The sequence below is a fragment of the Kitasatospora sp. McL0602 genome (assembly GCF_052076145.1).
Classification (GTDB): Bacteria; Actinomycetota; Actinomycetes; order Streptomycetales; family Streptomycetaceae; genus Kitasatospora.
Genome location: NZ_CP197246.1, coordinates 1597015 through 1620777, shown reverse-complemented (window position 1 = coordinate 1620777; position 23763 = coordinate 1597015). Strand labels below are relative to the sequence as shown.

Here is a 23763-nt window from a genome sequence, read left to right as displayed (position 1 = left end):
GTGAACGAAGGGCCCTGCCGGGTGACCGGCAGGGCCCTTTCTCGTTCAACGGGTCTGTCGGGTCAGCCCAGTTCGAGGCTGCGCAGGACCAGACCGGTGGCGGGCTTCGGGCCGAAGGAGGTCGACTTGCGGGGCATCGTCACGCCCTGCTCGGCCAGCCGGCGGACGACGCTCTCCTTGACCGGGCTGAGCAGTACGGCGGTGCCCCCGGTGCGGGCGGCCTCGCGCTCGGCGGAGACGGCGGTGTGCAGGTAGCCGATGTCGTCGGGGCCGTCCGGGACACGCCAGGTGTGGTCGAGCAGGGTGGCGTGCAGCACGGTGGCGTCCAGGCGGCGCCACTCCTCGGGCTTGCCGGGCGGTACGGTCTGCGCGAGCAGGGCCTCGTCGGGCTCGCTGAGCAGCCAGAAGACGTTGTCGCCGCCGGTGAGCAGGAAGCAGTTGCCGCCCTGCCGCTTGGCCTCGGCGAGGGCCTGGAGCGCGGTGTCCAGCGGCCCGGGGACCTCCTTGACCTGCCAGTGGTCGCCGAGCGCGGCCAGGGCCTGGTCGACGGGCAGCCGGTAGAGCACGCGGTGGATGGCGCGGACCCGGAGCGGGTAGCGGGCGGTGTCGACCAGCAGGACGAGCCCCCTGTCCCAGGGGCTGCGGGGGAGGTGGCGGTGCTCGCGCTGGAGGCGCAGGTACATCTCCCAGCGGTGGTGCCCGTCGGCGATCAGCGCGCGGCAGGTGGCCAGGTCGCGGGCGACCTCGGCGAGCTCGGCCGGGTCGGTGACGGCCCAGAGGCGGTGGTGGGTGCCGTCGCTGGTGGTCGTGGTGAGCAGCGGTTCGCCCGTGACGGTGCGCTCGATCACGGCGGCGGCGTCGCCGTGGCCTCGGTAGGTGAGCAGCAGCGGTTCGAGGTTGGCCTTGGTGGTGCGCATCAGGCCGACGCGGTCGGCGACCGGGCGGGGCATCACGTCCTCGTGCGGGAGCACGACGCCGGCCTCCCTGCCGCTGACGGCGAGGGCGCCGATCAGGCCGCGCTGGAGCAGCTCGCCGCCGGGGAAGTCGGCGCTGGTGCGCTGCTCGTAGACGTACAGCGCCGGTTCGTCGTCGGCGGAGAGCACGCCCTCGCGCTGCCACTCGGCGAGCAGCCGGGCGGCGTGCCGGTAGCGGGTGTCGCGGTCGGGGCGGTGGCCGCTGTCGTCGGGCTCGGGCCTGGGGAGGATCAGCCGGACGATGTTGTGGGGGTCGGCCGTCTCCAGGTCGAGCCGCCGGTTGGGGTCGACGACGTCGTACGGAGGCGAGGTGACCGCCGCCAGGGTGCCGACCCGGTCCGGGACGTACCGCAGGCCGCGGAAGGGGGACAGGGACAGCCCTGCGGTGGCGACATGCCCGGGATCGCCGGGGCCGCCGGTCGGAGACTCCGCTCCGGTATCTGCACTGGGTGCACTCATTCTGGGCATGGTAACCGGGTATGCGTTGTTCAGAGATCAAGAGTGCCGAGAAGTGTCAGGTGACGAGCCGGGGCCGGGGCCGGGCCGGGAGCGGGGTACGGGATGGACGACGGGGTGGAGCAGGTGGGCGGCGGCCGGTCTGGCGTGCCGGAGGGCGACGTGTACGACTGGTTCCGCCGGGGGGCGAAGCTGTTGGAGCAGGGGCATCCGGCGGCTGCCGAGCAGTTGTTGGCGAGAGCGGCGGCGGCGGAGCCGCACTCGCGGAGCATCCGGGAGACGTTGGCGCGTTCGCAGTTCGACGCCGGGCTGTTCGCGGCGGCGCTGGAGAACTTCCGGGCGGTGGCGCTGGCCGATCCGTCGGACGACTACGCTCAGTTCGGGTGGGGCGTCGCGGCGGCCAGGCTGGGGGATTTCGAGACCTCGGCCGAGCATCTGGCGCTGGCGGTCGCGATGCGGCCGGAGGCCGAGCACTACCGGGCAGCGCTGCGGCAGACCCGCGCGACGCTGGCAGCGCGCGCCGGGGAGTACGGGCCGTTGCTGCCGGGTGCGCCCGGGTACTCGGGGCATGCCGGTGACTCCACGTGATGTCGACAGCGATCAGGACGAGGTAGGGCAGGCATGACGGACACGGCAGATGGGCAGCACCGCACCGCACCCGGGGGCTCCGACCGCCCGCTGACGGAGGCGTACGACACCGCGCTGCTGGACCTCGACGGTGTGGTCTACGCCGGGCCGTACGCGATCGAGCACGCCGTGGACGCGCTGGCGGCGGCTCGGGTGGCCGGGATGCGGCTGGCGTACGTGACCAACAACGCCTCGCGGCCGCCTCGGGTGGTGGCCGAGCACCTGACCGAGCTGGGGGTGCCGGCCGAGGCCGCCGACGTGATCAACTCGGCGCAGGCGGCGGCGCGGCTGGTCGCGGACAAGGTGCCGGCCGGGTCGAAGGTGCTGGTGGTCGGTGGTGCCGGGCTGGTCGAGGCGCTGGCCGAGCACGGGCTGACGGCCGTCCGCTCGCTGGCGGAGGGCCCGGTCGCGGTGGTGCAGGGCTACGACCCGTCGGTGGGGTGGCACGACCTGGCGGAGGCCTCGTACGCGGTGTCGGCCGGTCTGCCGTGGGTGGCTTCGAACACCGACCTGACGGTGCCGACGGCGCGCGGGATCGCGCCCGGCAACGGGACGCTCGTGGCGGCCGTCCGGACGGCCACGGGTGTCGAGCCGGAGGTCGCCGGGAAGCCGCTGCCGCCGATGCACCGCGAGACGGTCATCCGGACGGGTGCGCGGCGGCCGCTGGTGGTCGGCGACCGGCTGGACACCGACATCGAGGGCGCGTTCAACGGGGGTGTCGACAGCCTGCTGGTGTTCACCGGCGTGACGACGGCCGCGGACGTGCTCGCCGCGACGGTGCCGCACCGGCCGACCTACCTGGCCGCCGACCTGCGGGGCCTGCTGGTGGCACACGTGGCCGTCGAGGACCTGGGGGACGGGCGGTACGGCTGCGGCGGGTACTCGGCGTGGGTCGAGGACGGCGTGCTGCGGCTCGGCGGGGCCGGGGACGCGTACGACGGGCTGCGGGCGCTGTGCGGGGCCGCTTGGCGCTGGGCCGACGCGGGGGGCGCCGGCGGCGCTGGGGCGGACGGGCGCAAGGCGCTGGCGGAGCTGGGGCTGTAGGGGAGCGCATCCGCCCTGATCGGCCCCCGGGGGCGCGGATGGCGGTGTGGGGCGGGAGCGGCGGTTCGGTGGCTTCCGCCCTCGCGCAGGTCCCCGCGCCCCTGTTCCGGCTGCTCGGGGAGTCAGAGCAGGCTGCGGAGGCGGAGCAGGTCGCGGAGGCCGGCTTCGAGCTTGATGCGGCCGGTGGCCCAGGAGGAGGCGAAGGGGAGGGTGCCGCCGACCATGGCGACGAGGTCGTCGGAGGTCATGGTGAGGCGGATCTCGGCCTTGGCCGGCGGGGGGCCGGGGGTCTGGGTGACGTCGGTGATGCGGCCGTCCTGGAGGCGGCCGGAGAAGGTCACGTCGAGGTCGGTGAGGCGGCAGGTCAGGGAGCGGTCGAGGGTGGCGGCCTTGCGGACGTCGCCGTTGGCGCCGGCCAGGTTGCGGCTCAGTTGGTCCAGGGCCTCGCGGCACTGCTCGGTGCTGGCCATCGTCGTTGCTCTCCTTGCCGGTGCGGTCGGCGCCACGCTACCCGAGCCGGGAACGCCAGCGGCGGGAGGGCCGGAGGGGGTAGCGTCGTGGCGGGTGCCCGGTATGTCCGGGCGGGGCCCGGTGGGTGTTGCGAGGCTCGGAGGAGGCAGGCGGATGCTGCGGGATGCGGTGCGCGGGGTGACGGCGTTGGCTGTCGAGCTCACGGAGGAGGCCACCCGGCGGGCGGTCGGGGCGGCGACCGGGCTGCTGGAGCGCAGCGGGGTCGACGTCGCGGTGGTCGAGCGGGTGGTGGCGGAGCAGTTCCCGCCGTCGGTGAAGTCGCTCCAGATGCTGGCCGGGGAGGCAGTGACGGTCGGCCGGGCCGGAGTCGACCTGGCGGTCGGCGTCGCGCGGAGCGAGGTGGAGCGGATCTTCGAGCGGGTCGGCGACCAGGTGGTGAAGGTCGGCGTGGTGCTCGGCTATCTGGAGAGCAGGCTGCGGGACGTCGACGAGGCCCCGGCGCAGCCGGAGGGCCGGGCCGAGGGCCTGTTCGAGGCGGGCTGGGAGGCGGAGCCCGTACCCGAGGAGGAGCCGGCCTTCGAGGCGGTGCCTGAGCCCGAGCCTGAGCCTGTGGTGGCAGTGAAGACGGCGATGGTGAAGAACACCGCTGTGAAGAAGACGGCGGTGGCAAAGAAGACGGTGGCGAAGAAGACCGCTGTGAAGAAGGCTGCGCCCGCGAAGAAGGCTGCGGCGAAGAAGGCGACGGCGAAGGATGGCTGAGCCGACCGGGCAGGCCGAGGTCGACGCCGCGTTGGAGCGGTTGGCGGAGTTGGACGGGGTGGGGACGGGGGAGCACGTCGCGGTGTACGAAGATGTACACCAGCGGCTCGTGGAGACCCTGACCGGGCTCGATCAGGCGTAGTGACCGGCCGACCGGCCGGTGGTCAAGTAGCGGTACGTAGCAGCAGGAGCTGAAGCACCAGTGGCAGTGGCACGACGCCGACTCGACGCGGAGCTCGTCCGACGCAATCTGGCCCGTTCGCGGGAGCACGCGAGTGAGCTGATCGCGGCCGGGCGGGTGACGGTCGGCGGCACCACCGCGAGCAAGCCGGCGACCCAGGTGGAGACCTCCGCGGCCGTGGTGGTGGCCAAGGACGAGAACGACCCGGACTACGTGTCGCGCGGCGGCCACAAGCTGGCGGGTGCGTTCGCGGCTTTCGTGCCGCAGGGGCTGGTGGTCGAGGGCCGCCGGGCGCTGGACGCGGGTGCGTCGACCGGTGGGTTCACCGACGTGCTGCTGCGGGCCGGTGCCGTGCACGTGCTGGCGGTGGACGTCGGCTACGGCCAGCTCGCCTGGTCGCTGCAGAGCGACGAGCGGGTGACGGTGATGGACCGGACGAACGTCCGGGAGCTGACCTTGGAGCAGATCGGCGGGACGCCGGTCGACCTGGTGGTCGGCGACCTGTCGTTCATCTCGCTGGGCCTGGTGCTGCCCGCCCTGGCGGGCTGCTGCGCCGAGGACGCCGACCTGGTGATGATGGTCAAGCCGCAGTTCGAGATCGGCAAGGAGCGGCTCGGCAGCGGCGGTGTGGTGCGCAGCCCCGAGCTGCGGGCCGAGATGGTCCGCCGGGTCGCCGACCAGGCGTGGGCGCTCGGGCTGGGTGTCGTGGCGGTCACGGCGAGCCCGCTGCCGGGCCCTTCGGGCAACGTCGAGTACTTCCTGTGGCTGCGCCGGGGGGCTCCGCAGCTCGACCCGGCGGAGGCGGACCGGGCTGTGGCCGAAGGCCCCCAGTAGGGTACTTGGCAGACGTCCGACTGCTGCGGGGTGCCGTGGCGGCCGTGACCGGGCCAGCGGCGATCCGGCGAGGCGTAGGGAGAGGGCAGCAGCATGAGCGACGAACGTACGGTCTTCCTGATTGCGCACACCGGGCGGGAGGCGGCGCTTCGCAGCGTCGAGGGGCTGGTGCACGGCCTGCTCAAGGCCGGGGTCAGGATCAGGCTGCTCGCCGCCGAGGCCGTGGGGCTGGACCTCCCGGACGGGGTGGAGCTGGTGCCCGGGGGCCACGGCGCCGCCGACGGCTGCGAGTTGATCCTGGTCGCGGGCGGGGACGGGACGCTGCTGCGGGGGGCGGAGCTGGCCCGCGAGTCGGGGCTGCCGATGCTCGGGATCAACCTGGGCCGGGTGGGCTTCCTGGCCGAGGCGGAGCGGGACGATCTCGCGGTGGTGGTCGAGCGGGTGGTGAAGGCCGACTACGAGATCGAGGACCGGATGACCCTCGACGTGCTGGTGCGCACCAACGGCGATGTGGTGCACGAGGACTGGGCGTTGAACGAGGCGTCGATCGAGAAGGCCGCCCGGGAGCGGATGTTGGAGGTGGTGACGGAGGTCGACGGCCGTCCGGTCTCCAACTTCGGCTGCGACGGTGTGGTGCTCTCGACGCCCACGGGGTCGACGGCGTACGCGTTCTCGGGGGGCGGGCCGGTGGTGTGGCCGGAGGTGGAGGCGCTGTTGATGGTGCCGATCAGCGCGCACGCGCTGTTCGCGCGGCCGTTGGTGACCTCGCCGAACTCGGTGCTGGCGGTGGAGGTGCAGCCGAAGACCCCGCACGGGGTGCTGTGGTGCGACGGGCGGCGCTCGGTCGAACTGCCCGCCGGGGCACGGGTGGAGGTCCGCCGGGGTAGCCGGCCGGTCCGGCTGGCGCGGCTGCACCGGGCGCCGTTCACGGACCGGCTGGTGGCGAAGTTCGCGCTCCCGGTGACGGGTTGGCGTGGCCGAGCGGGAGGGTGTTGAGACCGTGGGCGGTCGGATAACGGCGGTGAGCCGTAGTGGCGGGCACGAGTTCAGCAAGCCGAACGAGCCGAGTGTGCGGCTGCTGGCCGGGCTCGGCGTCGAGGGGGACGCGCACCTCGGGGTGACGGTCAAGCACCGCTCACGGGTCGCGCAGGACCCGACGCAGCCGAATCTCCGGCAGGTGCACCTGATGCACGAGGAGCTGTTCGACGAGCTGGAGCAGGCCGGACACGCCGTCCGGGCAGGGGAGTTGGGGGAGAACGTCACCACCCGCGGGGTCGACCTGCTGGGGCTGCCGCGCGGGGCGCAGCTGCACCTCGGGCCGGAGGCGGTGGTCGAGGTGACGGGCCTGCGGAACCCGTGCCTGCAGATCGACGGCTTCCAGGACGGGCTGCTGCGGCTGGTGGTGGGCCGGGACGAGGCCGGGCAGGTGGTGCGGAAGGCCGGGGTGATGGGTGTCGTCCTGGCCGGCGGGGAGATCCGGCCGGGGGACGCCGTGAAGGTGGTCCTGCCGGACGGGCCGTTCGAGGCGCTGGAACGCGTCTGACCAGCCCCTGCTGCGGTTGCTCTGAGTGGTCACAGTGCCGGGGGTGGGGTGTCTTCCCCGGTGGGGCCTGCTGCGGCGAGGCGGGCGATGGCGGTGGGGGCGTCGGCCGGGGTGACGGTGAGCGGTAGGCGGAGGTGGTGCTCGAAGGCGCCGTCGATGCCGAAGCGGGCGCCGGCTGCCAGGCGCAGGCCCTGCCGGTCACCGGCCTTGGCCAGGGCCGAGCCCGAGTGCGGGCCGGTGGAGAGCCAGAGGCAGAGGCCGCCGGCGGGGAAGGCGAACTGCCAGTCCGGCAGTTGGGCGCGCAGGGCTGCTGCCAGGGCGTAGGCGCTGCTGCGCAGGCGGTGGTGCTGGTGGGCCCGGACGGCGGGGAGGTGCTCGGTGAGCAGCTCGGCCGCGATCAGCTGGTCGAGGACGGGTGTGCCGAGGTCGGTGAAGGCCCGGTCGTTGGCCAGTCGGCGGATCAGTGAGGGCTGGGCGCGGAGCCAGCCGATCCGTAGGCCGCCCCAGAGGATCTTCCCGGCGGAGCCGATGGTGACCACCTGGGCGGCGCGGTCGAGGGCGGCCGTGGGCCGGGGCATGGTGTCGGTGTCCCAGTCGAGTTCGGCGAGGGTCTCGTCGACGATGACGGTGGTGCCTGCGGTGCGGGCGGCGGCGAGCAGGGCCCGGCGCTGCTCCTCGTCGACGAGGGCGCCGGTGGGGTTGTGGAAGTCGGGGATGACGAAGGCCGCCCGGGGGGCCGCGCCGCGCAGTACCCGCTGCCACTCGGCGGTGTCCCAGCACGGCTGCTCGGTCGGGCCGCCGGGCCAGGTGTGCGGGACGGGCACCAGCCGGGCGCCGTCCTGCTGGAGCGACTGGAGGGTGTGGGCGTAGCTGGGGGCTTCGACGGCGACGCGGTCGCCGCGGCTCAGCAGGGCCTGGCGGGCGAGGTGGAGGGCGCCCATCGCGCCGGTGGTGATGAGGATCTGGTCGGGCGTGGTGGGCAGCCCGCGTTCGGTGAACCGGCGGGCGACGGCCTCCCGCAGGACGGGGACGCCGGTGGGGAAGTGGCCGTGCCCGGCGGCGTACGCGGGGAGCTGTTCGAGGGCCCGGGAGGCGGCCTGGCCGAGGTACGGCTGCGGGGCGGGGAGGGCGGCGACGCCGAGGTCGAGGGTGCGGCCGCTCTCGTCGGGCGGGACGGGGTGCAGGGCGTCGCTGGGGGGCCGGCTGCCCTCGGGGAGGGCCGTCCAGCTGCCGGAGCCCCGGCGGCTGCGCAGGTAGCCGTCGGCGCGCAGGGTCTCGTACGCGGTGGCGACGGTGGTGCGGCTGAGGGCGAGGGCGAGGGCCAGCTCGCGTTCGGCGGGGAGGCGGGCGCCGACCGGGAGGCGGCCCTGTGAGACGAGGGTCCGGATCTGGGTGGCCAGGCGCTGGTAGGCGGGGCGCGGCGTGGTCGTCGGGGTGGTGCCCAGCAGGCGGGCGAGCGCGGTCGGGGTCACGGTGCTCTGCCATTCGGCCATGAGATATGAGTCCACTTGGCTTGGATTGGCCCTGGAGGTGGCCCGGTCTGGCTGCCCATCATGGCACTGCGGCCCTGGAGCCGCCAGCACCAACAGCGAGGAACCCCGATGGCCGTCAGCTCCTTCCCAGCCCCCACTTCCTGGCACGGCGCCCGCCTCGGGCGCCGTCTCCCGCAGCTGCTGCTGGGCCTCGCGCTCTACGGCTCCAGCATGGCGCTGATGATGCGCGCGGCCCTCGGCGTGAACCCCTGGGACGTCCTGCACCAGGGCCTGCGCCTGCACTTCGGCCTCAGCATGGGCACCTGGGTCACCCTCACCGGCGCCGCCGTCCTGCTGTTCTGGATCCCGCTGCGCCAGCGCCCCGGCGTCGGGACGGTCGGCAACGTGCTGATCCTCGGTGCGGCCATGGACCTCACCCTCGGCCTGGTCGCCACCCCCGCCGGCTGGCCGTCGCGGGCCGCGCTGCTGGCCGTCGGCATCCTGCTCAACGGCCTCGCCACCGGCCTCTACATCGGCGCCCGGCTCGGCCCCGGGCCGCGCGACGGTCTGATGACGGGCCTGCACCGCCGCACCGGCCGCTCGCTGCGGCTGATCCGCACCGGAATCGAACTGACGGTGCTCGCGCTCGGCCTGCTGCTCGGCGGATCGGCCGGTGTCGGCACGGTGCTCTACGCTCTGGCGATCGGGCCGCTGGCACAGTTCTTCCTGCGTTGGTGCACGGTGCCGGAGTAGGCCCGGAAGGGATGAACTTGCCCCCGGGGCTCGGCCGCTCGTCGCGCGATGGGGGTCGGACCTCGTAAGGTCGTCTCCGTGCTGGACGAGATGCGGATACGGGATCTTGGCGTCATCGACGACGCAGTGGTCGAACTGGCACCGGGCTTCACGGCGGTGACGGGTGAGACCGGTGCGGGCAAGACCATGGTGGTGACCAGCCTCGGTCTGCTGCTCGGTGGCCGGGCCGACCCTGGCCTGGTGCGCCGGGGCGCCGAGCGGGCGGTGGTCGAGGGCCGGATGACGCTGCCCGAGGGCTCACCGGCCGCCGTCCGCGCCCTGGAGGCGGGGGCCGAGATGGACGACGGCGAGCTGCTGATCAGCCGCACCGTCTCCGCCGAGGGCCGCTCCCGCGCCCACGTCGGCGGCCGGAGCGTGCCCGTCGGCCTGCTCGCCGAGCTCGGCGAGGACCTGATCGCCGTGCACGGCCAGACCGACCAGCAGCGGTTGCTGCGCCCGGCCCGCCAGCGCGGCGCGCTGGACCGGTACGCGGGTGAGGCCGTCGCCACCCCGCTGGCCCGCTACCGCGAGGTCTACCGGGCCCTGCGGGAGTGCGCCGCGACGCTGGAGCAACTGACCACCCGGGCCCGCGAGCGCGCACAGGAGGCCGACCTGCTGCGCTTCGGCCTGGACGAGATCGCCGCCGCCGAACCGCTCGCCGGGGAGGACGTCGAACTCGCCGCCGAGGCCGAGCGGCTCGGCCACGCCGACGCGCTCTCCTTCGCCGCCACCCAGGCCCACGCCGCCCTCGCGGGCGACCCCACCGAGCCCGACTCCGTCGACGCGGGCACCCTGCTCGCCCAGGCCCGCCGCGCCCTGGAGGGCGTCCGCAGCCACGACGAGCGCCTCGGCGCCCTCGCCGAGCGCCTCGGTGAGGTCGGCTACCTGCTCGCCGACGTCAGCGGCGACCTCGCCGGGTACGCCGACGACCTGGACGCCGACCCCGTACGCCTCGCCGCCGTCGAGGACCGCCGGGCCGTGCTCGCCCAGCTGCTGCGCAAGTACGGCGGCACGGAGAACACCCTCGCCGAGGTGCTGGAGTGGGCAGAGGCGGGCGCCGCCCGGCTCGCCGAACTCGACGGCGACGACGACCGGATCGACGAGCTCGGCGCCCAGGAGAACGCACTGCGCACCGAGTTGGCCGAGCTGGCGGCAGTGGTCTCGGCCGCCCGGCACGCCGCCGCCGGCCGCTTCGCCGAGGCCGTCTCCGCCGAGCTGGCCGAACTCGCCATGCCGCACGCCCGGGTGACCTTCGACCTGGCCCTGGTGGACGACCCGGCCGGCATCGAGCTGGACGGCCGCGCCGTCGCCTACGGTCCGCACGGAGTCGACGAAGTCGAGGTGCTCCTCGCCCCGCACCCGGGGGCCGTGCCGCGCCCGATCGCCAAGGGCGCCTCGGGCGGTGAACTCTCCCGGGTGATGCTCGCCGTCGAGGTGGTCTTCGCCGGGGCCGACCCGGTGCCCACCTACCTCTTCGACGAGGTCGACGCCGGCGTCGGCGGCAAGGCCGCGGTCGAGATCGGCCGGCGTCTCGCCAAGCTCGCGCAGAGCGCCCAGGTCGTCGTCGTCACGCACCTTCCGCAGGTCGCGGCCTTCGCCGACCGCCACCTGGTGGTCGAGAAGACCAGCGACGGCACCGTCACCCGCAGCGGCGTCAAGGTGCTGACGGACGAGCAACGGGTACGCGAACTCTCCCGGATGCTGGCCGGTCTGGAGGACTCGGAACTCGGCCGTGCGCACGCGGAGGAGCTGCTCGCCGCAGCGCGTGCGCCACGCGGGCACTGACCGACACCACCGGGTGGGCCGGGCCAAGCTCTCCGACCCGGCCGCGAGCGTCGACTGTCCAAGAAGCCGCCCGACCTGGCATGGTGGCGGCTGGACACTGGCACCCCAGTCCCGAGCGCCGCTCGCGGGCCACACCCGCTGCGGCGTGAGTTCGTGAACGAAGTCGGAGCGACGACGTGGACCAATCCGTCACCAGGGCCACCGCACCCGAGCGCGAGCGAGCCGAGCAGGGACAGCTGCACGTGGTGCTCGTCCTCGCCGCCAGCACCGGCGGCATCGGCGCACACTGCCGCTCCCTGGCCCAGGGCCTGGTCGCACACGGCATCGGCGTGACGGTCTGCGCCCCCGCCGGGACGGACGCCCTCTTCGGCTTCTCCCGCACCGGCGCCCGCTTCCACCTCGTCGACATCACGCCCACCGCCGGGGCCCGCAGTGACGCCGCCGCCATCGGCGAACTCCGCCGGGCCTTCACCGGCGCCGACGTCGTGCACGCCCACGGCCTGCGGGCCGGGCTGCTCTCCGACCTCGCGCTGCGCACCGCCGGGCGCTTCCCGGGCCTGCGGCCGGAGACCCCGCTGGTCGTCACCTCGCACCACGCGATGCTCGCCACCGGCATGGAGCGCCGCCTCCAGCGCCTGATGGAGCGCAGGGTCGCCCGCGCCGCCGACCTCGTCCTCGGCGCCTCCTCCGACCTCGTCGCCCGCGCCCGCGAACTCGGCGCCTCCGACGCCCGGCTGGGCCCCGTCGCGGCGCCCCCGATGCCGCCCGGCGAGCTGGGCCGCGAGGCCGCCCGCGCGAAGCTGCTCGGGGGCCGGGCGGACCGGCCGGTGGTGCTGGCGATCGGCCGCCTCGTCCAGCAGAAGTCCTTCGGCCTGCTGCTGGACGCCGTCCGGCGGTTCGGCAACGACGCCCTGCTGCTGATCGCCGGTGAGGGCGCCGAGGGCGCCGACCTGCGGGAGCGGATCGCCGCCGAGGGCCTGCCCGTCGACCTGCTCGGCTACCGCACCGACGTCCCCGACCTGCTGGCCGCGGCCGACCTGGTCGTCCTCAGCAGCCGCTGGGAGGCCCGCTCACTGGTCGTCCAGGAGGCCATGCGGGCCGGTGTCCCGGTCGTCTCCACCGCCGTCGGCGGCATCCCCGAGCTGGTCGGCGACGCCGCCGTCCTCGTCCCGTACGGCGACCCGGCGGCGCTGGGCACCGCCGTCCGGGACCTGCTCGCCGACCCGGCCCGGCGCTCCGCCCTCGCCACGGCCGGCCGCCTCCAGGCCGAGACCTGGCCGGACGAGGCAGCCACCGTCGCGCAGGTGCTCTCGACCTACGACGAGCTGGTCCAGCGATCGAGGTGAGCCCCCGGCCAGGGCACGTCAGACCGTGGCCTGCTGCTGGGTCGAGAGGTAGGCGCCCGCGCAGGCGGTGAGGCGCAGCGCCGTGTCGATCAGGGGGACGTGGCTGAAGGCCTGCGGGAAGTTGCCGACCTGGCGCTTGGCCCGCGGGTCCCACTCCTCGGCGAGGAGACCGACGTCGTTGCGCAGCGAGAGCAGCTTGTCGAAGAGCTCGCGGGCCTCCTGGACGCGGCCGATCATCGCGAGGTCGTCGGCGAGCCAGAAGGAGCAGGCCAGGAAGGCGCCCTCGTGGCCGGAGAGGCCGTCGACGTTGTTGCCCTCGTCGTCGTGGGTCGGGTAGCGCAGCACGAAGCCGTCCTCGGTGGACAGCTCGCGCTGGATCGCCTCGATGGTGCCGATGACGCGCTTGTCGTCCGGCGGGAGGAAGCCGACCTGCGGGATGAGCAGCAGCGAGGCGTCCAGCTCCTGCCCGCCGTAGTACTGGGTGAAGGTGTTGCGCTCGGCGTCGTAGCCCTTCTCGCAGACGTCCCGGTGGATGGTGTCCCGCAGCTCGCGCCAGCGCTCCAGCGGGCCGTCGGCGGGGGACTGCTCGATCAGCTTGATGGTGCGGTCGACGGCGACCCAGGCCATCACCTTGGAGTGCACGAAGTGCCGCCGGGGGCCCCGGACCTCCCAGATGCCCTCGTCGGGCTCCTGCCAGTGCTGCTCCAGGTAGCTGATCAGCTTCAGCTGGAGGTGGTGGGCGTGGTCGTTGCGGGTCAGCCCGGTCATGTGGGCCAGGTGCAGGGCCTCGACGACCTCGCCGTAGACGTCGAGCTGGAGCTGCCCGGCCGCGCCGTTGCCGACCCGGACGGGCTGCGAGCCCTCGTACCCGGGCAGCCAGTCGAGGGAGGACTCGGTGAGTTCGCGCTCGCCCGCGATGCCGTACATGATCTGCAGGTTCTCCGGGTCGCCCGCGACGGCCCGCAGCAGCCACTCACGCCACGCGCGGGCCTCCTCGCGGTAGCCCGTGCGCAGCAGCGAGGAGAGGGTGATGGCGGCGTCCCGCAGCCACGTGTAGCGGTAGTCCCAGTTCCGCTCGCCGCCGATGTCCTCGGGCAGCGAGGTGGTGGGGGCGGCGACGATGCCGCCGGTGGGGGCGTAGGTGAGGCCCTTGAGGGTGATCAGCGAGCGGACCACGGCCTCGCGGTACGGGCCCTGGTACGTGCACTGGCCGACCCAGTCCTGCCAGAACTCCATGGTCTCGGCCAGCAGTTGCTCGGCGTCCGGCGTGCTGGGGGCGGGCAGGTGGGAGGCCTGCCAGGTGAGCGCGAAGGCGATCCGCTCCCCGGCGGCGACGGTGAAGTCGGCGTACGTGGTGAGGTCGCGGCCGTAGGTCTCGGCCTCGCCGTCGAGCCAGACGGAGTCGGGCCCGGCGACGGCGGCGGTGCGGCGGCTGCCGTCGGGCTGCTCGACGCGGTGCACCCAGGGCACCACCCGGCCGTAGCTGAACCGCATCCGCAGGGCGGAGCGCATCCGGACCCGGCCCGAGACGCCCTCGACGATCCGGATCATCTGCGGCACCGAGTCGACCCCGGCGAGCGGGCGCCGCGGCATGAAGTCGATCACCCGGACGCTGCCGCCCTGGGTGTCCCACTCCTGTTCGAGGATCAGCGAGTCGCCCCGGTAGCGCCGGCGGTCGGCGGGCAGCGCGGGGGCGGCGGCGGTCGGCGGCACGGCCGGCTGCTCGTCACCCGGCTGGGCGGGGGCCGGACGGGGGACGACCGGGGTGGTGCCGCCGACGGGCTCGGCCGGGCCGAGCCGCCAGAATCCGTGTTCATCGGTGCCCAGCAGCCCGGCGAAGACGGCCGGGGAGTCGAATCTGGGGAGGCAGAGCCAGTCGACCGCCCCGTCCCTGCTGACCAGGGCTGCGGTCTGCATGTCCCCGATGAGTGCGTAATCCTCGATACGGCCGGCCACGTGGGTCTCCAGTTCGCAAGTCGGCGGCGCCCGACGGCGGGGAGCGGGGGTGCTGCGCGGCCGGACACCCAGGAAGACAGGGCGCTCACGGTGAACTGGTACGGGAGGTGTCCGGTCGCGCATCGGGGACCGAGAGGCGTCGTCCTGACCCCCTCGCCCTCCCGCGTGCTCTGCTGTCGGCGATGCGTCCGTGCAGGATACGTCGGTGGGGTGGGGCGGGGCACGTGGAGAGCGCCCCGTCTGGCCGCAGTCACACCAAGATGAATCCAAAGTGGTCCGAGTGGAGCATCCCCGATGATCCTTCCGAGCCATCCGGAGCTGATCCCTCCGGGCCCCTGCCGCTTGGCCCGTGGGCCCTCCCGGCACCACCCGGACGGGTGTGCGGGGAGCGCGCCGGGGGCGCGTCGGAGCAGCCCCGAACGCGTCACGTGCAGGTCGCTGATACCCTGGTATCCCGTGGACTGGTGAGCTTCGGAGTGCCGAAGGCCCCGCCACCAGCGTCACTTTCGACACGCGACCCACGGGAGCCCCCTCTTGGCACAGCCCCATTCCGGCAAGGCAGCGAACAGCCGCGCCGTGACGACCAAGCACCTCTTCGTCACCGGGGGTGTCGCCTCATCGCTCGGCAAGGGGCTCACCGCCTCCAGCCTCGGTGCCCTGCTCAAGGCCCGCGGTCTCCGCGTGACGATGCAGAAGCTCGACCCGTACCTCAACGTGGACCCGGGCACCATGAACCCGTTCCAGCACGGTGAGGTCTTCGTCACCGACGACGGCGCGGAGACCGACCTCGACGTCGGCCACTACGAGCGCTTCCTCGACACCAACCTGCACGGCTCGGCGAACGTCACCACCGGCCAGGTGTACTCGACGGTCATCGCCAAGGAGCGCCGCGGCGAGTACCTGGGCGACACCGTCCAGGTCATCCCGCACATCACCAACGAGATCAAGTCCCGGATCCGCCGGATGGCGACCGAGGACGTCGACGTCGTCATCACCGAGGTCGGCGGCACCGTCGGCGACATCGAGTCGCTGCCGTTCCTGGAGGCCGTCCGCCAGGTCCGCCACGAGGTCGGCCGGGACAACGTCTTCTTCGTGCACGTCTCCCTGCTGCCGTACATCGGCCCCTCGGGCGAGCTGAAGACCAAGCCCACCCAGCACTCCGTCGCCGCGCTGCGCAGCATCGGCATCCAGCCGGACGCCATCGTGCTGCGCGCCGACCGCGAGGTGCCGCAGGCCATCAAGCGCAAGATCTCGCTGATGTGCGACGTCGACGAGGAGGCCGTGGTCGCGGCCATCGACGCCAAGTCGATCTACGACATCCCGAAGGTGCTGCACGGCGAGGGCCTGGACGCGTACGTCGTCCGCCGCCTGGACCTGCCCTTCCGGGACGTGGACTGGACCACCTGGGACGACCTGCTGCGCCGCGTCCACGAGCCGCAGCACATCGTCAAGGTCGCCCTGGTCGGCAAGTACATCGACCTGCCCGACGCGTACCTGTCGGTGACCGAGGCGCTGCGCGCCGGCGGCTTCGCCAACAACGCCCGGGTCGAGATCAAGTGGGTGACCTCGGACGACTGCGAGACGCCCGAGGGCGCCCAGGAGCAGCTCGGCGACTGCGACGCGATCTGCATCCCCGGTGGCTTCGGCGACCGCGGGGTCGACGGCAAGGTCGCCGCGATCACCTACGCCCGCGAGCACAAGGTGCCGCTGCTGGGCCTCTGCCTGGGCCTCCAGTGCGTGGTCATCGAGGCCGCCCGCAACCTGGCCGGGCTGCCCGAGGCGAACTCCACCGAGTTCGACGCGGCCGCCAAGTACCCCGTCATCTCCACCATGGCCGAGCAGCTGGCGATCGTGGACGGCAAGGGCGACCTGGGCGGCACCATGCGGCTCGGCCTCTACCCGGCGAAGCTCGCCGAGGGCTCGATCGTCCGTGAGGTCTACGGCGGCGAGCAGTACGTCGAGGAGCGCCACCGCCACCGCTACGAGGTCAACAACGCCTACCGCGCGGACCTGGAGAAGACCGGCCTGCAGTTCTCCGGCCTCTCCCCGAAGGGCGACCTGGTCGAGTACGTCGAGTACCCGCGCGAGGTGCACCCCTACCTGGTCGCCACCCAGGCGCACCCGGAGCTGAAGTCCCGCCCGACCCGCCCGCACCCGCTGTTCGCGGGTCTGGTGGCGGCGGCCATCAAGATCAAGACCGCGCAGTAGGCCTGCCGGTCGTTCTGTTTCGTTCCGTTCCGGACGGCGGTCACGCGATTCCCGCGTGGCCGCCGTCCGGCGTTTCCGGCCCTGGGCTATAGATTGTGTCGTACTGACGAAAAGGGGAGTGTGAGTAGCGATGACGGACTCGGGCCGGATGCGTGACGTGGCGGAGGAGTGGCCGGTGCGGACCACCGAGACGCCCTTCCAGGGGAGGGTCACCGGCGTCCGCACGGACGAGGTGCTGATGCCGGACGGCGGCTACGCCCGCCGGGACTACCAGACCCACCCCGGCTCGGTCAGCATCCTCGCCCTCGACCGGCAGCAGCGGGTGCTCGTCGTCCGCCAGTACCGGCACCCCGTGCGGCATCGGCTCTGGGAGCTGCCCGCCGGGCTGCTGGACGTGCCGGGGGAGAACCCGCTGCACGCGGCGCAGCGCGAGCTCTACGAGGAGGCCCACTGCAAGGCCGGGCAGTGGCGCGTCCTGGTCGACTTCTACACCTCGCCGGGCGGGACGGACGAGGCCCTGCGGCTCTTCCTCGCCACCGACCTGGAGGAGGCCCAGGGCGAGCGCTACGAGGCCCACGGCGAGGAGACCGAGATCGAGGTCGCCCGGGTGCCGCTGGCCGAACTGGTCGAGCTGGTCCTGGCCGGGGAGCTGCACAACCCGACGCTGATCACCGGAACCCTCGCCCTCCATGCCGCACTGACCGGTCAGGGGCTGGACGCTCTCCGCCCTGCGGATGCGCCGTGGCCGGCTCGGCCGTTCCAGGCCAGCTGAAGCGTTGACCCCAGGGGCGCGGGGCTCGGCCGGGCCTATCGGGTGATTTGCCGGTTGGTAGTACTGGTGTCAGGGGGTGTCGGTGGGGGTCGCCGAACTACGCTTCGCGGACGGGGGTCGGGGCTGGCGACTGGTCAGGAGTGACGCTGGTGGCGAGGAAGACGGCGACGATGGACGTGCCCGCCGGTGCGGAGGCGCTCGCCGAGGTGGCGTTGCCGGCCGGGCCGGCCGTCTGGGTCGGGCGGCGGGGTGAGTTCGCGGCGTTGGTGGCCGCGGCGGCCCGGCCGGACCGAGGGCGTTGCCGGGTGCTCGTGCTGGCGGGGCGGCCCGGGTCGGGGCGGACCTCGCTGGCGGTGCGGTTCGCCCGGTCGGTGGCTGCCGAGTACCCGGACGGGGTGCTGTTCGCGCGGCTGTCGGCCCCGGACGGCGGGCGGGTGCCGCCGGGGCAGGCCGCGCGGCGCCTGCTCGAACAGCTCGGCGCCGAGCCCGCCGAGGTGCTGCTGCCCGGCGGTGAGCCGGGGGAGCAGGACCCCGCCTGTGCGGCGCTGCTGGCGGCGCTGGAAGGGCGGCGGGTGCTGCTGCTGCTCGACGACGTCCGGGACGCGGGCCAGCTGAAGCCGCTGCTCGCCCAGGGCCCCGGATGTCTGGTGCTCGCGACCACGGCCGGGCCGCTCACCGGGATCAAGGACATCGACCCCGTCATCCTCGGGGGCCTCGGGCTGACCGCCTCCGCAGAGCTGCTCGGCGGCCTGATCGGCGGCACCCGGATCAGCTGCGACCCCGTCGGAGCCGCCGAACTGGCCGAGAGCTGCGCCTCGGGCCCGGCCGCGCTGCGGCTGATGGCGGGCTGGCTGCGCGGCAACGCGAAGGCGGCCGTGACGGATGCCGTCCGGGAGATCGCGGAGGCGACCGGGCACCCGAAGGCTGCCGAGCCCGCCGCCGGGCCCGACCCCGACGCTGCTCCCGAATCTGCTCGCGAGTCCGCTCGGGCCAAGGCGCGGCGGTCGAAGAACGGCGCGAAGCGCGGCAAGGGGGCGCGGAACGCGCCGCCCGCTCCCGAGACCTCGGCGCACGAGGCCGTCCCGGTGCCGGACAGTGACCCGCTGGCCGGGGCGTTCCTGCTCAGCTACCGGGCGCTGCCCGCCGCCCAGGCGCGGATGCTGCGGATGCTCACCCTCGCACCGGCCCAGCTCGCGGACCTGCGGACGGCCTCCGCCCTGGTCGGCTGCCCGGCGCCGGAGGCCGGGGCGCTGCTGGCGAAGCTCGCCGAGCGGGAGCTGCTGGACGAGGAGCTGCCCGCAGCCGACGGGACGCTGCGCTACCGGCTGCCCGGCCGGCTGCACGCCCGGCTGGTGGGCCTGCGGGAGAGCACGGACCGCCCGGCGGAGGTGGAGCTCGCGCGGGCCCGGCTGCTGGAGCGGTTCGTCCGGCTGGTCGACTCGGCCCGTGCCCTGCTGGACCCCGCCCACGGGCCGGTCACCGACCCGCTGCCGGGGCCGCTGCGGCTGCGTACGGCCGGACAGGCCCGGCAGTGGCTGCTGGGGGAGCGGGATCTGCTGCTGGGCGCCGTCGCCGACGCGATCGGCCGGGCCGATCTGGACGGTTCGGCGGGCCGGCTCGTCACCGCGCTGCTGCGGGCGCTGCCGCTCACCGGGGCCGCCGCCCCCGCCGACCTGCACCGCCTGCACGAACTGGTGCTCCAGGTCGCCGAGCGCTCGGGCGACCCCCGGCGGGTGACGGCCGCGCTGCTCAACCTGGGCGATCTCCAGGCCGCCGCCGGGCGCTGGGAGCGGGCGGCCGAGCGCTACCGGGCTGCGCTCGGGCAGGCCCGGGAGAGCGGGGACGAGGCCGCCTGCGCGCGGGCGCTGGAGAGCGTCGCCGGGTGCTGCCGGGCGCTGGGCGACGCGGTCAGGGCCGCCGACTGGTACGGCAGGGCGCTGGCCCTGCGGCAGAGCCTGGGCGACCGCCCGGCGGAGGCCCGGCTGCTGGTGCGGATGGCGGAGGCGCATCTCGCGCAGCGCCGGTTCGACGAGGCGGAGCGCGAGTACCGGGCCGCGCTGGCGGCCTTGCGGCGGTTGGCGGACGGCGTGGGCCAGACGGCGGTGTCCACAGCGCTGCGGCGGCTGCGTGAGCAGGTCGAGGGCGAGCGCGATCGGATGACTTCGGAGTAATGTCTGAGATGCGGCTTTGACCGCATTCTGAGGGGTTGATCCCCCTGCAAGCCTACGAACCTGCCAATGAGTCTGGCGAATTAATCCAGTTTGGAAGGCTGACGTAACCGCTGGGCTTCATTACACTCGACCTTAGTCGCGTAGCGAAGCGTGCCCCGGCGTCTCCGGAGGTCTCCACGTGCGCGTTGCCCGCCGGTGTTCTCCGGCCGGGCCCCAGAGGCAAAAGGGACGTGTTCAGTCGTGAAGGTCGGCATCCCCCGCGAGGTCAAGAACCACGAGTACCGCGTGGCCATCACGCCCGCCGGCGTGCATGAGCTGGTCCGTAACGGACACGAGGTCGTCATCGAGGACAACGCCGGTCTCGGCTCCTCGATCCCCAACGAGGAGTACGTGGCCGCCGGTGCCACCATCCTCCCCACCGCTGACGAGGTCTGGGCCGCGGCCGACCTGCTGCTGAAGGTGAAGGAGCCCATCGCGCAGGAGTACCACCGCCTGCGCAAGGGCCAGACCCTCTTCACGTACCTGCACCTCGCCGCCGACCGGCCCGGCACCGACGCGCTCGTCGCGTCCGGCACCACCGCCATCGCGTACGAGACCGTGCAGACCGCCAACGGCGCGCTGCCGCTGCTCGCCCCGATGTCCGAGGTCGCGGGCCGGCTGGCCCCGCAGGTCGGCTCGTACCACCTGATGCGTCCGGCCGGCGGCCGTGGCACCCTGCCGGGCGGCGTGCCCGGCACCCACCCGGCGAAGTGCGTCGTCATCGGCGGCGGCGTCTCCGGCTGGCACGCGGCGACCATCGCGATCGGCATGGGCTACGAGGTCACCCTGCTGGACCGGGACATCAACAAGCTGCGTGAGGCCGACCGGATCTTCGGCACGAAGATCAAGGCCATCATGTCCAACAGCTTCGAGCTGGAGAAGGCCGTCCTCGAGGCCGACCTGGTCATCGGCGCCGTGCTCATCCCGGGCGCCAAGGCCCCGAAGCTCGTCACCAACGAGCTGGTCTCCCGCATGAAGCCGGGCTCCGTGCTCGTCGACATCGCCATCGACCAGGGCGGCTGCTTCGAGGACTCCCGCGCGACCACGCACGCCGAGCCGACCTTCGAGGTCCACAACTCGGTCTTCTACTGCGTGGCGAACATGCCGGGCGCCGTCCCGAACACCTCCACCTACGCGCTGACCAACGCGACGCTGCCGTACGTCGTCGAGCTGGCCAACCGTGGTTGGAAGGAGGCGCTGCGCCGCGACGCCGCGCTCGCCAAGGGCCTCAACGTGCACGAGGGCCAGATCACCTACGGCGCCGTCGCCGAGGCGTTCGGCCTGGAGTCCGTCTCCCTGGAGACCGTGCTCGCCTGAAGTCTGACGTCCGGTCAGCCGTCCGACGGCTGACTCCGGACCGTCCCGTCGCCCCCGACCCGCTCCCCTCGGGCCGGGGGCTTCGGCATGCCCGTACGTACACGGTCCGTGTGCGACGGGTGTGGGGTCCGTGCACGACGGAGGTTCGATGGCCTGCGGGTGGAGACGAGATGTCAATTTATGTGCATCACGTCACCCGTGCGGTGAGGTGACCCTCCCTCGTCACCCTCGGGGGAGGGGTGGCCTCCGCTGAAACGTTAGGGTCACAGGCCCGCTCATCCCTTGACAGCGAGCGGCCCGACAGCCGACACATCCTGCCCACTACCGTGGATTGTGTTGCTGCGAACGCCGGAGACGGCCTAGAGTCGCAAATCGTCGGCATGCTGCCACGCTGACGAATCGACATAGAGTCCTGGACGCCCAAGGAGGTAAGACGACTTGTGAATGAGTCGACATTTGCTCCCGGGGGTGGTCAGCCAGGACTGGCGGAGACCCCCACTCTTTCTGCGGGCGCCGGGCAGCCGAACGAGGAGCACGCGGCCCGGCAGGCCACGGTGGGCTCGGTAGAGGTCGGCTCGGTCGCGGTCCGTACGTTCGAGGCACGCCAGAGCGCAGCCCCCACCACCGCCACCGAATACGACGCCGCCCTGCCCGCACACGGGTTGGCCTACGGCGACTTCGCTTACGGCTCCTACGACGACCCGGATGCCGAATACGAACCAGACCCGGAGTACGCCGCGACCCTGGCCCCTGACGCAGCCCGTCAGCGACGAGAGCGAGTCGGCCCGACCGGCCGTCCGCTGCCCTACTTCCCGATCCCCGCGCCGCTGGCCGAGCACGGCCCCGCGCAGATCATCGCGATGTGCAACCAGAAGGGCGGCGTCGGCAAGACCACGTCGACCATCAACCTGGGCGCCGCGCTCGCCGAGTACGGGCGCCGGGTGCTGCTCGTCGACTTCGACCCGCAGGGTGCGCTCTCGGTCGGCCTCGGCGTCAACCCGATGGAGCTCGACGTCACGGTCTACAACCTGCTCATGGAGCGGGGCCTGACGGCCGATGAGGTGCTGCTCAAGACGGCCGTCCCCGGTATGGACCTGCTGCCGAGCAACATCGACCTGTCGGCCGCCGAGGTGCAGCTCGTCAGCGAGGTCGCCCGTGAGTCCGCGCTGGCACGGGCGTTGAAGCCGCTGCTGCCGGACTACGACTTCGTCATCATCGACTGCCAGCCCTCACTGGGCCTCCTGACGGTCAATGCCCTGACGGCGGCTCACAGCGTCATCGTGCCGCTGGAGTGCGAGTTCTTCGCGCTGCGCGGGGTCGCGCTGCTCACCGAGACCATCGAGAAGGTCTGCGAGCGGCTCAACCCCGACCTGCGCCTGGACGGCATCCTGGCGACGATGTACGACTCGCGCACGGTGCACAGTCGCGAGGTGCTGGCCCGGGTGGTCGAGGCCTTCGGCGACCACGTGTTCCACACCGTCATCGGACGGACCGTCCGCTTCCCGGAGACGACCGTCGCCGGTGAGCCGATCACCACGTACGCGACCAACTCGGTCGGTGCCGCCGCCTACCGTCAGCTCGCCAGGGAGGTGCTCGACCGGTGCCGCCCCGCCGAGTGAGTCTCCCGGGTGCCGACGAGCTGTTCCGGACGACCGGCGGGATGGCCCTGTCGCCGTCCCTCGGGCGTCCGGCCGAGGCGCCCCGACCGGAGACCGCCCGAGCGGCCGAGCCGGCCCCTGAGGCCCCACAGCCGCCCGCCGGCCGGGAGGTGCCGCAGGCCCGCACCGAGCAGCACGCCGCTGCGGAGGAGCCCGGGGAGGCGGCCGCCCGGCGGCCCCGCCCCCGGGGCCGGGCCCCGAGGCGGCCCAGCGGGCGCGAGCGGCACGACGAGAAGATCACGGTCTACGTCTCCGCCGAGGAGCTGATGGACCTGGAGCACGCCCGCCTGGTGCTGCGCGGCGAGCACGGGCTCGCCGTCGACCGGGGCCGGATCGTTCGGGAGGCGATCGCGGTGGTGCTCGCGGATCTGGAGCAGCGCGGCGAGAGCAGCATCCTGGTACGGCGGCTGCGGGGCCGTTGACGGGCGGTGCGCGGCGCGCCGCCCGGCCTGCGGGAGGATGGGCCGGTGATGTCGAGTACTGCGGAAACGTCGCCGAACGCCGGGTTCAGCGTGCGGTTGGACAACTTCGAGGGGCCGTTCGACCTGCTGCTCGGGCTGATCGCCAAGCACAAGCTGGATGTGACGGAGGTCGCGCTGGCCCGGGTGACCGACGAGTTCATGGCCCACATCCGGGCGATGGGCCCGGACTGGGACCTGGACGCCGTGACGGAGTTCCTGGTGGTCGCCGCCACCCTGCTCGACCTGAAGGCCGCGCGGCTGCTGCCCGCCGCCGAGGTCGAGGACGAGGAGGACCTCGCTCTGCTGGAGGCCCGCGACCTGCTCTTCGCCCGCCTGCTGCAGTACCGGGCGTACAAGAGGGTCGCGGGCGTCCTGGCCGAGCGCTGGGCCGCCGAGCAGCTCCGGCGCCCCCGTACCGTCGGTCTGGAGCCGCACCACGCGGCGCTGCTGCCCGAGGTCGTGATCAGCATCGGCGCGGAGGGCCTCGCGCGGCTCGCGGCGGCGGCACTGAGCCGGGTGCCCAAGCCCGCGCCGGTCGTGTACGTCGACCACATCCACACCCCGGCGGTCAGCGTCCGCGAGCAGGCGGCGCTGGTCGCGGAGCTGCTGGCCGGTCTGGGAGAGGCCAGCTTCGGGCAGCTCGTCGCGGACGCCGACTCCACGCTCGTCGTCGTCGCCCGCTTCCTCGCGCTGCTGGAGCTCTACCGCGAGCGGGCGCTCGCCTTCGAGCAGCCGGAGGCGCTCGGGGAGCTGCTGGTGCGGTGGGTCGCGGCGGCGGGCCGCCCGGTCGAGGTGACCGACGAGTTCGACCGGCCGGTGACCGACGAGAGAGGGGAAGAGGCGTGACGCAGCCGAAGGCGCCCAGGCGGGCGCTCGGAGTACCCGGGCAGGGGTCGA

The 23763-nt window shown here is 73.5% G+C and carries 21 protein-coding genes; 17 read left to right on the top strand and 4 right to left on the bottom strand.

The genetic code is table 11. The annotated features are described in order from the left end of the window. Positions 1-62: 62 nt before the first annotated feature. Positions 63-1433 (bottom strand): DUF1015 family protein, encoded by a 1371-nt coding sequence (locus ACR68M_RS07485; protein ID WP_441249648.1) that lies wholly within the window; start codon positions 1431-1433, stop codon positions 63-65. 102 nt (positions 1434-1535) lie between these two features. On the opposite strand from ACR68M_RS07485, the gene ACR68M_RS07480 reads away from it, so the two are divergent. Beyond that, a complete protein-coding gene (locus ACR68M_RS07480) occupies positions 1536-2018 on the top strand; it encodes a tetratricopeptide repeat protein (RefSeq protein ID WP_441249647.1) in 483 nt (160 codons plus the stop codon). A gap of 33 nt (positions 2019-2051) precedes the next feature. Further along, positions 2052-3101 carry an HAD-IIA family hydrolase gene (locus tag ACR68M_RS07475; protein WP_441249646.1) on the top strand — a complete coding sequence of 350 codons (1050 nt, stop codon included), beginning with the start codon at positions 2052-2054 and terminating at the stop codon, positions 3099-3101. A gap of 122 nt (positions 3102-3223) precedes the next feature. Here the strand turns inward: ACR68M_RS07475 and ACR68M_RS07470 are convergent, their stop codons facing one another. After that, complete coding sequence (locus tag ACR68M_RS07470; RefSeq protein ID WP_441249645.1) at positions 3224-3571, bottom strand: sterol-binding protein; 348 nt, start codon at positions 3569-3571, stop codon at positions 3224-3226. A 154-nt stretch (positions 3572-3725) separates the two neighbouring features. Here ACR68M_RS07470 and ACR68M_RS07465 point away from each other — a divergent pair, with 154 nt between their 5' ends. From ACR68M_RS07465 to ACR68M_RS07445, 5 genes are all read left to right on the top strand, one after another. Then, on the top strand, positions 3726-4331 hold the full coding sequence (locus tag ACR68M_RS07465) for a hypothetical protein (protein WP_441249644.1): 606 nt from the start codon (positions 3726-3728) through the stop codon (positions 4329-4331). Then, a complete protein-coding gene (locus ACR68M_RS07460) occupies positions 4324-4473 on the top strand; it encodes a hypothetical protein (RefSeq protein ID WP_441249643.1) in 150 nt (49 codons plus the stop codon). The genes ACR68M_RS07465 and ACR68M_RS07460 overlap by 8 nt, the downstream gene beginning before the upstream one ends. Before the next feature lie 66 nt (positions 4474-4539). After that, positions 4540-5346 (top strand): TlyA family RNA methyltransferase, encoded by an 807-nt coding sequence (locus ACR68M_RS07455; RefSeq protein WP_441251534.1) that lies wholly within the window; start codon positions 4540-4542, stop codon positions 5344-5346. A 93-nt stretch (positions 5347-5439) separates the two neighbouring features. Beyond that, the gene (locus ACR68M_RS07450) at positions 5440-6342 is read left to right on the top strand and encodes an NAD kinase (RefSeq protein ID WP_441249642.1); all 903 of its coding nucleotides are present in this window, start codon (positions 5440-5442) and stop codon (positions 6340-6342) included. 16 nt (positions 6343-6358) lie between these two features. Next, a complete protein-coding gene (locus ACR68M_RS07445; RefSeq protein WP_441251533.1) occupies positions 6359-6889 on the top strand; it encodes an MOSC domain-containing protein in 531 nt (176 codons plus the stop codon). 29 nt (positions 6890-6918) lie between these two features. Here ACR68M_RS07445 and yczR read toward each other — a convergent pair whose 3' ends face one another. Continuing rightward, positions 6919-8382 (bottom strand): MocR-like transcription factor YczR, encoded by a 1464-nt coding sequence (yczR, locus tag ACR68M_RS07440; protein ID WP_441249641.1) that lies wholly within the window; start codon positions 8380-8382, stop codon positions 6919-6921. 108 nt (positions 8383-8490) lie between these two features. Here yczR and yczE point away from each other — a divergent pair, with 108 nt between their 5' ends. The 3 genes from yczE (at position 8491) to ACR68M_RS07425 (ending at position 12284) form a co-directional block, all read left to right on the top strand. Further along, on the top strand, positions 8491-9114 hold the full coding sequence (yczE, locus tag ACR68M_RS07435; RefSeq protein ID WP_441249640.1) for a membrane protein YczE: 624 nt from the start codon (positions 8491-8493) through the stop codon (positions 9112-9114). A gap of 48 nt (positions 9115-9162) precedes the next feature. Continuing rightward, positions 9163-10938, top strand: a complete 1776-nt coding sequence (gene recN, locus ACR68M_RS07430; RefSeq protein ID WP_441249639.1) for a DNA repair protein RecN — start codon at positions 9163-9165, stop codon at positions 10936-10938. Positions 10939-11114: 176 nt separating this feature from the next. Then, positions 11115-12284, top strand: coding sequence for a glycosyltransferase family 4 protein (locus tag ACR68M_RS07425; RefSeq protein WP_441249638.1), 1170 nt, complete (start codon positions 11115-11117; stop codon positions 12282-12284). An 18-nt stretch (positions 12285-12302) separates the two neighbouring features. On the opposite strand, the gene ACR68M_RS07420 is transcribed toward ACR68M_RS07425, so the two are convergent. Further along, the gene (locus ACR68M_RS07420) at positions 12303-14240 is read right to left on the bottom strand and encodes a glycoside hydrolase family 15 protein (protein ID WP_441249637.1); all 1938 of its coding nucleotides are present in this window, start codon (positions 14238-14240) and stop codon (positions 12303-12305) included. 534 nt (positions 14241-14774) lie between these two features. On the opposite strand from ACR68M_RS07420, the gene ACR68M_RS07415 reads away from it, so the two are divergent. From ACR68M_RS07415 to ACR68M_RS07385, 7 genes are all read left to right on the top strand, one after another. Next, the gene (locus tag ACR68M_RS07415) at positions 14775-16448 is read left to right on the top strand and encodes a CTP synthase (RefSeq protein WP_441249636.1); all 1674 of its coding nucleotides are present in this window, start codon (positions 14775-14777) and stop codon (positions 16446-16448) included. A gap of 130 nt (positions 16449-16578) precedes the next feature. Next, positions 16579-17220, top strand: a complete 642-nt coding sequence (locus ACR68M_RS07410) for an NUDIX domain-containing protein (protein ID WP_441249635.1) — start codon at positions 16579-16581, stop codon at positions 17218-17220. Between the two features lie 149 nt (positions 17221-17369). After that, positions 17370-19391, top strand: coding sequence for a tetratricopeptide repeat protein (locus ACR68M_RS07405; RefSeq protein WP_441249634.1), 2022 nt, complete (start codon positions 17370-17372; stop codon positions 19389-19391). Between the two features lie 240 nt (positions 19392-19631). Next, on the top strand, positions 19632-20747 hold the full coding sequence (gene ald, locus ACR68M_RS07400) for an alanine dehydrogenase (protein WP_441249633.1): 1116 nt from the start codon (positions 19632-19634) through the stop codon (positions 20745-20747). A gap of 554 nt (positions 20748-21301) precedes the next feature. After that, positions 21302-22366 (top strand): ParA family protein, encoded by a 1065-nt coding sequence (locus tag ACR68M_RS07395; protein ID WP_441251532.1) that lies wholly within the window; start codon positions 21302-21304, stop codon positions 22364-22366. Between the two features lie 41 nt (positions 22367-22407). Beyond that, the gene (locus tag ACR68M_RS07390) at positions 22408-22827 is read left to right on the top strand and encodes a hypothetical protein (protein ID WP_441251531.1); all 420 of its coding nucleotides are present in this window, start codon (positions 22408-22410) and stop codon (positions 22825-22827) included. Between the two features lie 48 nt (positions 22828-22875). Continuing rightward, on the top strand, positions 22876-23712 hold the full coding sequence (locus ACR68M_RS07385; RefSeq protein WP_441249632.1) for a segregation and condensation protein A: 837 nt from the start codon (positions 22876-22878) through the stop codon (positions 23710-23712). Positions 23713-23763: the final 51 nt, after the last annotated feature.

Excerpts from the sequence above, each read along its gene's own strand:
- ACR68M_RS07485 (WP_441249648.1), bottom strand. The coding sequence starts at position 1,433 with ATGAGTGCACCCAGTGCAGATACCGGAGCGGAGTCTCCGACCGGCGGC.
- ACR68M_RS07480 (WP_441249647.1), top strand. The coding sequence starts at position 1,536 with ATGGACGACGGGGTGGAGCAGGTGGGCGGCGGCCGGTCTGGCGTGCCG.
- ACR68M_RS07475 (WP_441249646.1), top strand. The coding sequence starts at position 2,052 with ATGACGGACACGGCAGATGGGCAGCACCGCACCGCACCCGGGGGCTCC.
- ACR68M_RS07470 (WP_441249645.1), bottom strand. The coding sequence starts at position 3,571 with ATGGCCAGCACCGAGCAGTGCCGCGAGGCCCTGGACCAACTGAGCCGC.
- ACR68M_RS07465 (WP_441249644.1), top strand. The coding sequence starts at position 3,726 with ATGCTGCGGGATGCGGTGCGCGGGGTGACGGCGTTGGCTGTCGAGCTC.
- ACR68M_RS07460 (WP_441249643.1), top strand. The coding sequence starts at position 4,324 with ATGGCTGAGCCGACCGGGCAGGCCGAGGTCGACGCCGCGTTGGAGCGG.
- ACR68M_RS07450 (WP_441249642.1), top strand. The coding sequence starts at position 5,440 with ATGAGCGACGAACGTACGGTCTTCCTGATTGCGCACACCGGGCGGGAG.
- yczR (WP_441249641.1), bottom strand. The coding sequence starts at position 8,382 with ATGGCCGAATGGCAGAGCACCGTGACCCCGACCGCGCTCGCCCGCCTG.
- yczE (WP_441249640.1), top strand. The coding sequence starts at position 8,491 with ATGGCCGTCAGCTCCTTCCCAGCCCCCACTTCCTGGCACGGCGCCCGC.
- recN (WP_441249639.1), top strand. The coding sequence starts at position 9,163 with ATGGGGGTCGGACCTCGTAAGGTCGTCTCCGTGCTGGACGAGATGCGG.
- ACR68M_RS07410 (WP_441249635.1), top strand. The coding sequence starts at position 16,579 with ATGACGGACTCGGGCCGGATGCGTGACGTGGCGGAGGAGTGGCCGGTG.
- ACR68M_RS07390 (WP_441251531.1), top strand. The coding sequence starts at position 22,408 with ATGGCCCTGTCGCCGTCCCTCGGGCGTCCGGCCGAGGCGCCCCGACCG.
- ACR68M_RS07385 (WP_441249632.1), top strand. The coding sequence starts at position 22,876 with ATGTCGAGTACTGCGGAAACGTCGCCGAACGCCGGGTTCAGCGTGCGG.